The sequence below is a fragment of the Skermanella stibiiresistens SB22 genome, assembly GCF_000576635.1.
Lineage (GTDB): Bacteria > Pseudomonadota > Alphaproteobacteria > Azospirillales > Azospirillaceae > Skermanella > Skermanella stibiiresistens.
The window spans coordinates 1-4278 of record NZ_AVFL01000082.1; the positions used below are offsets into that span (position 1 = coordinate 1).

Below are 4278 nucleotides of genomic sequence, written 5' to 3' on the forward strand. Positions count from 1 at the left end.
TTGCTCCAACCTCTGCGTACCGGCAGCTTGACGCCAGTTCCAGTCGAGAAGGGAAATTCGGTATCAATTCCACACTCACCGTAACCGATGCGGAAATATCCGCCATCACCCCAGCCTATACCCCAAGAGTTCTTACAGATCCAACATTGGTCAGCCTCGGAATAGCCTATCACCAGCACGCAGTGCAAACCTACGTTAGACCCGGAGACGTGGGCATATATGCCGCCGGTATAAGCGAAGAAGTCCTCAAACACATGGAGAACGGCCGAAGCCGGACCGACTGTAGTCAAGTGGTTCTTGCGTGCTGTGATATTGGAGATGGCGCCAGAGGAACTGATCTTCACTGCCCGCGCGTCCCGGTCAGCTGCGGTGCGGCAAACCGGCCCTCCCCCTGAACCTTCGAAGGCCGAAGCATAGGGAAAGGCCGCCTCGTCCGGTAGACCACGTCCTCTCACCTGATCGAGTGCTTGGTCAGGCCACCAGCCGCCGCAACTCGCCCCATGGGAAGAGCAGAAGTGTAGATCGGCTTCAGAGAGGTCAAGGTTCTGGCCAGTCTCGATCAAGGCCATCGATTCGACAAGCCCTGTAATGCAGAACGAGACACAGGAACCGCAATTGCCTTGGTCCTTCGGCGGCGTCACACAGTTGCGGTTTCGCCAGTCGACAGCAGGGGCGAAGGCGGGGGTAACTGCTACCGCTTGCGGGGCCATGGCCCTCGCTAGTGCGGCCTGATCTACCACGACGCCAAGCCGAGCACGTTTTTGGTCAATCGACAATTGCGCTAGCGGCGTCGCTCCCGCCTGCCATCTTGCGCCGGTTTGAGCGAGGGTCCGCACGAGTGCATCGAGTTGAGGATCAGGCATACTATGAGCTCCCTTATAATGTAGACGCACGCACCACTCAACTATCTTTATCATCTAAACTTCCACGGTCAGCACTAAGTTAAACTCAGGATGGCAATCTCAGGGAAGCCTCTCTTCAGGACATAAGACCACAAGTAGGCGTGTCCTCAGCTCGACTTTGCGCATTTTTCGATTGGATTAAGCGCGAATCCAGAAGAACGGGTTTGACGCGACATAGTCGAGGGCGCGGTCGATCGTCATGGTGGGGACGCCGAAGGGTCCGCTGGCACCCCATTTCTCGCGGTGCCAAGCCAGCACGCGGACCTTGCCGTCCTCGCCGGTCGGCATCAGGCGGGCGACCGGTCCGCCCGAGCGTTCACTGTAGAGCGAGTAGCCCTTGGCGGCGCGTCGCACGACCACGCCGCCGCCACGGCTGCGGTCAGCGTGTTGCGCGGATGTGCGGGATCGCGTAGGGGACGGCCTGTTTCGAGGCTCCGGATCCCGTCCTCATGCCGCATAAAGCCAACGCTGCCCGTCTCGCCACCATATTCCTGGGTCGAAGCGGCGGGTGACGAACTGGGCGGCGTATAACGAGGCGCTGCGGCAACGAGGCAGTCTGACGGTGTGGTTCACGGATGAGGCGATCAACGCCTGGAAAGCCGTGCCACGGACGTTGCCGGGAGGCCAATGGCACCGTCGAGTTGGCGGCGGGCCGGTTTGCCTGAGGGGCGCGGGTCGGGTATGAGGCGGGCATGACGAGTTCGACTCAGTCCCTCTACGCCGGCCACCGCTTCCCGCCAGAGCTAATCAGCTACACGGTTTGGCTGTACTTTCGCTTTCCGCTGAGCTTGCGCATGGTGGAGGAGATGCTGGCGCTTCGGGGAATTGAGGTCAGCCACGAGACGATCCGCCAGTGGGGGCACAAGTTCGGCCAGGAGTTCGCCAATATCATCCGGCGGCGACTGCCCCGGCCCGGCGACAAATGGCATCTCGATGAGGTCGTGCTCAAGATCGTGGGCAAGAAGCATTATCTATGGCGGGCTGTGGATCAGCACGGCGTCGCGCTGGACATTCTGGTCCAGAGCCGGCGCGACAGGAAGGCGGCCAAGCGGCTGCTGCGCAAACTCCTGAAGCGGCAGTGCTGCGCGCCTCGCGTCATGATCACGGATAAGCTGGGCTCATACGCCGCGGCGAAGAAGGAGATCATGCCGGGCGTCGAGCACCGCCAGCACAAGGGGCTGAACAACCGGGCGGAAAACTCACACCAGCCGACCCGACGACGAGAACGGCAGATGAAGCGATTCAAGTCGGCCAGGCACGCTCAGCGATTCCTTTCCGCCCACGACCAGATCAACAACCTCTTCCTCCTGCCCCGCCACCTGATGCCTGCAACCGAGTACCGTGCCGAGCGGACCCGCGCCTTCCAGGCGTGGCACGACGTCTGCGGCATCACGCAATCCGCATAGCCCCACTAACCCGCTCGCTTTCAAGCTCGCCCAAATCTCGGCTCTCGCCCAACAACTTGACGGTGCCCAGCAAGTTAATGTGACGATGCCTTTAAGACATTGATGACTTCATGCGTTGCACTTGCACTCGGCTATCGTTACGTAATCGAGAGTCCAGCACTGAAGATATTCCCCTGCGCATTTACGGCCCAAGCACGTGTAGAACCTGATCCGCCGCCAGGTACGCCAGGTATGAAAGAAACGCTAATCTGTGTTCCGACGCCACCGTCCAATTCCTCCCACGGATTGCCAGTTGTGCCGCCCCTCAACCGATAGATAACGTCGCCATACGGCGGGGCAGGCTGTACGCCGATCACACACACTTCGTCGCCGCCAGCACCAATGTCCTTCGCAGCACCAGGGATTTGCTGGAAGGCACTTCCGTTCCATCTGAAAATGTTATTTTGCGCGTTGACGAGCCATGCAGTTCCTTGATCGTCAACAGCGATGCGTGTCCCTGCTGCACCGGGTATCTGCTGCCACGGATTGCCAGTTGTGGCGCCCGTCCACCGAAAGACAGCGTCGCCATACGGCGGAATAGGCTGTACGCCGATTACCCATACGTCGTGTTGGCTGCCAGCACCAATGTCCTTCGCAGCACCAGGGATTTGCTGGAAGGCACTTCCGTTCCATCTGAAAATGTTATTTTGCGCGTTGACGAGCCATGCAGTTCCTTGATCGTCAACAGCGATGCGTGTCCCTGCTGCACCGGGTATCTGCTGCCACGGATTGCCAGTTGTGGCGCCCGTCCACCGAAAGACAGCGTCGCCATACGGCGGAATAGGCTGTACGCCGATTACCCATACGTCGTGTTGGCTGCCAGCACCAATGTCCTTCGCAGCACCAGGGATTTGCTGGAAGGCACTTCCGTTCCATCTGAAAATGTTATTTTGCGCGTTGACGAGCCATGCATTTCCTTGATCGTCAACATCAATGCGTGTCCCTGCTGCACCGGGTATCTGCTGCCACGGATTGCCAGTTGGTGGGCTGCTCATCCGCCGAAAGACAGCGTCGCCATACGGCGGAATAGGCTGTACGCCGATTACCCATACGTTGTGTTGGCCGCCAGCACCAATGTCCTTCGCGGCACCGGGGATCTGAAGCCAAGGCATTTTTCCTCCAGTGATTGTTGGCCTATGAATCTGACTAGGTCAGTGCAAAATCGAAGCCGTCATGGTTGTGCTCTAATGCAGCAGGGCATCCTACAGATAGATGGCCGCCCTCGCGGCGTCACCGCATTGAGTCACATCGATGCCCATCAGACCGATGTGGTTAAATGCCATTTAGACGGATAGTTTAAACGGTCCGGAGAGGCACACAAGCATTTTGATTACAGGCTGGTCCGAGGAGTAACGCATGAAGCTATGGAAGTCCCAGGGGCAATGCACGAAGGATGTTGGAACTATTTATAGGATCGGTTGGCGAGGTTGACCGCAATCAGTGCTTTGCTTTTCAAGCAAAAGACCCGTCGCCGAGGTAGGTGAGGTTCCTATCTTAGGACTTCGATGGCTTCATGCGTCAGCGTGTTGCATGGAGGAGGAAGGGGCAAGGGAGCCCCCATCCTCACTGTTAATCATGCGACGCGGACGGAGTTCGGGCGTCCCAGGTCGAGCATTCGCTTGAGGACTTGGGCGGCGACGGCGACCTCGGTGGCCTGGGCCTCGTCGCCGTGGAAACGCAGCCCGTCACCGATGACCTGCTTCCAGCGTGCAAACTGGCCCTCGACGCGGGCTCTTTCGTTATAGCCGCTGTCGCGCTGCCAGGCCATTCGTCCTTTCCCGGCGATTGCCTGGATGTGGCGGTCGCGCTGGGTGGGGTCGGTGTTCGCCGTGGCGCTGAGCACGGCATCGGCACGCGGTGGGACGACGATCACAGCATCCGGATGGCGCTTGTCCAGAGCGGTGTACACCCCGGTTCTGTCGTAGCCGCCG

The 4278-nt window shown here is 59.4% G+C and carries 5 protein-coding genes and 1 pseudogene; 2 read left to right on the plus strand and 4 right to left on the minus strand.

Annotated elements, in window-relative coordinates:
* Both N825_RS38515 and N825_RS35425 read right to left on the minus strand, forming a co-directional pair.
* Positions 1–863, minus strand: an 863-nt coding sequence (locus N825_RS38515) for a C1 family peptidase (RefSeq protein ID WP_198039083.1), incomplete at its 3' end; no start/stop codon positions are given.
* 177 nt (positions 864–1040) lie between these two features.
* On the minus strand, positions 1041–1262 hold the full coding sequence (locus N825_RS35425) for a hypothetical protein (RefSeq protein ID WP_037462251.1): 222 nt from the start codon (positions 1260–1262) through the stop codon (positions 1041–1043).
* 127 nt (positions 1263–1389) lie between these two features.
* On the opposite strand from N825_RS35425, the pseudogene N825_RS40705 reads away from it, so the two are divergent.
* Both N825_RS40705 and N825_RS35430 read left to right on the plus strand, forming a co-directional pair.
* Positions 1390–1497: pseudogene (locus tag N825_RS40705) on the plus strand (IS5/IS1182 family transposase); the annotation flags it as partial.
* A 97-nt stretch (positions 1498–1594) separates the two neighbouring features.
* Positions 1595–2308, plus strand: a complete 714-nt coding sequence (locus N825_RS35430) for an IS6 family transposase (protein ID WP_037462254.1) — start codon at positions 1595–1597, stop codon at positions 2306–2308.
* Between the two features lie 137 nt (positions 2309–2445).
* On the opposite strand, the gene N825_RS39560 is transcribed toward N825_RS35430, so the two are convergent.
* Both N825_RS39560 and N825_RS35435 read right to left on the minus strand, forming a co-directional pair.
* Positions 2446–3459, minus strand: coding sequence for a tectonin domain-containing protein (locus N825_RS39560; RefSeq protein ID WP_157619790.1), 1014 nt, complete (start codon positions 3457–3459; stop codon positions 2446–2448).
* A 461-nt stretch (positions 3460–3920) separates the two neighbouring features.
* On the minus strand, positions 3921–4278 hold a 358-nt coding region (locus N825_RS35435), incomplete at its 5' end, for a transposase (RefSeq protein ID WP_037462257.1).